Here is a 1,057-nt window from a genome sequence, read left to right as displayed (position 1 = left end):
CGAGCACATCGACCTCATCGTGCAGATCCACCTGGAGGCCGGGCACGCCGGCCACGGCGGCGCGCCGCAGCGGCGTCGCTACGTCTCCGAGGTGCTCTACGTCGAGTCCGGGGAGAACGGCCGGCCGGCCACCACGCACGTGTACCGGCAGGGCCCCGACGGGCGAGCCGTGCCCGGCAGCCTGCCCCAGCCGCTGGCCGCGTTGACCCGCTTCGGCTTCGCCGGGCCCAGCTTCACCGGCGGGCAGGCGGCATGACCCCGCTGCTGGCCGCGGTCGCGGCGATGAGCCTGCTCGGCGGGCTGCTGCTGATCGGCAGCGGCCTGCGCCGGCGGCCCCTACCACCGGCGGCCCCCGGCTTGACCACCGGAGTCGGCAACCGGTTCGTCCCGGCGGTCGCCGTCTTGCTGCCCACGCTGCTGGTCACCTCCGACAACGCCGCCGGCATCGCCCGGCTGGAGGCGATGGAGGAGTGGTCGCGCAGCCTGGCCGGCGTGCTGACTGTCGGCGTCGGCCTCGAGCAGGCCCTGGTGGTCACGCTGAAGTCCACGCCGGACCCGATCAGGCCCGAGGTGGCCACCCTGGTGGCGCGGCTGCGGGCGCGGTGGAACACCTCCCAGGCGCTGCGCGCCTTCGCCGACGACCTCGACGACCTCACCGGCGACCAGATCGCGGCCAGCTTGATGCTCGGCGCCCAGCGCCGCGGCGCCGGGCTGGCCAGCGTGCTCGAGGGGATGGCCCAGACCGTCGCCGACGACGTCCGCATCCGGCGGGCCATCGAGGCCGACCGGGCCAAGCCCCGCTCCACGGCCCGCTGGATCACCCTGATCACCCTGGTGGTGCTCGGGCTGCTGGCCCTCAACGGCTCCTACATCGCCCCCTACGGCACGGTTCTGGGCCAGGCGATCCTGCTGCTGCTGCTGGCTGCCTACCTGGCCTGCCTGGTGTGGATGCGCAACATCGCCAAGGGCACGCCGCTGCCGCGGTTCATCGGCGCCGAGCTGGCCGGTCGGCGGGGGCCGGCGTGAGCGCCCTGCAGCTGGCGATGGGCGCCGGCGG

1 protein-coding gene and 1 pseudogene are annotated in these 1,057 nt (G+C 75.0%); both read left to right on the top strand.

The window, feature by feature from the left end:
* Nucleotides 1-256 (top strand): annotated as a pseudogene (locus tag BUB17_RS27255) (CpaF family protein); the annotation flags it as partial.
* Nucleotides 253-1,026 (top strand): type II secretion system F family protein, encoded by a 774-nt coding sequence (locus tag BUB17_RS25245; RefSeq protein ID WP_072921610.1) that lies wholly within the window; start codon nt 253-255, stop codon nt 1,024-1,026. The pseudogene BUB17_RS27255 and the gene BUB17_RS25245, both read left to right, overlap by 4 nt.
* The last annotated feature ends 31 nt before the right edge of the window (nt 1,027-1,057 follow it).

It is taken from the genome of Geodermatophilus obscurus (assembly GCF_900143215.1).
GTDB classification, from domain to species: Bacteria; Actinomycetota; Actinomycetes; order Mycobacteriales; family Geodermatophilaceae; genus Geodermatophilus; species Geodermatophilus obscurus_A.
Note: the sequence above shows the minus strand (reverse complement) of the source record. Positions and strands in the feature narration are given on the sequence as shown.

Coding starts and splice junctions, on each gene's coding strand:
- BUB17_RS25245 (WP_072921610.1), top strand. CDS start 253: ATGACCCCGCTGCTGGCCGCGGTCGCGGCGATGAGCCTGCTCGGCGGG.